Source organism: Comamonas sp. FUJ_7 (assembly GCF_057369555.1).
The window spans coordinates 1-1,042 of the sequence record NZ_JBXXZI010000028.1 but is presented as its reverse complement, the minus strand read 5'-3'; the positions used below and the strand labels follow the sequence as shown (position 1 = coordinate 1,042).

At 54.1% G+C, this 1,042-nt stretch carries 1 protein-coding gene; it reads left to right on the top strand.

All coding sequences use genetic code 11. The annotated features are described in order from the left end of the window. A protein-coding gene (locus AC2I9W_RS17620) for an IS3 family transposase (protein WP_486411209.1) occupies nucleotides 1–1,042 on the top strand; the annotation gives its coding sequence in 2 pieces (ribosomal slippage) (nucleotides 1–230 and nucleotides 230–1,042; 1,043 coding nt annotated over the 2 pieces). This gene is flagged as partial in the annotation.

Here is a 1,042-nt window from a genome sequence, read left to right as displayed (position 1 = left end):
CAGCCAAATCATCGATGCGCTCAAGCGTGCAGAGGCTGGCTTGGCAGTGCCAGAGCTGTGTCGAGAGCTTGGCATCAGCGCAGCCACGTTCTACAAGTGGCGTGCCAAATTCGGTGGCATGGATGCATCTTTGATGGCTCGTATGAAGGAGCTGGAAGAAGAGAACCGCCGTCTGCGCAAGATGTACATCGAAGAAAAGCTCAAGGCCGAGGTGGTGGCGGAGGCTCTGGCAAAAAAGTGGTGAAGCCATCTCGCAGACGCGAGATGGCAGAACATGCAGTTGCGCAGCGAGGGCTGAACATTCGCTTGGCCTGCCAAGCGTTTCGAATCAGCCAAGCCTGCTACCGGTACAAGTCTCAGCGCTGTATCGAGGACGACGAGATTGCGCAGTGGCTGCTGCGGCTGACGGATAACAACTGTAGCTGGGGCTTTGGTTTGTGCTTCCTGTATTTGCGCAACGTCAGAGGCTTCAAATGGAACCACAAGCGGGTATACCGGATTTACAGGGAACTGGAGCTCAATCTACGTATACGGCCACGCAAGCGCTTGGAGCGATCCAAGCCTGAACCACTGACAGTACCTGCCAGCAGGGATGTTGTGTGGTCGATGGACTTTATGCACGACCAGCTTGAAGATGGCCGCAGCATCCGGCTGCTCAACGTTATTGACGACTTCAACCGTGAAGCACTGGGCATTGAGGTGGACTTCTCACTGCCTTCGCAGCGCGTGATTCGGGTGTTAGAGCAAATCATGCAGTGGCGTGGCAAGCCCCAAGTCATTCGCTGTGACAACGGTCCTGAATACATCAGTGCAACGCTGCAAAACTGGGCAAGTACCAATGGTATTCGGCTGGAATATATCCAGCCTGGCAAGCCTCAGCAAAATGCCTATGTTGAGCGCTTCAATAGGACCGTTCGCTATGAATGGCTGTCGCAGTACCATTGGCGCAACCTTGATGAAGTTCGAGATTACGCCACCCAATGGATGTGGCGATACAACCATGAACGCCCAAATATGGCATTGGGCGGTATCACCCCTAAAC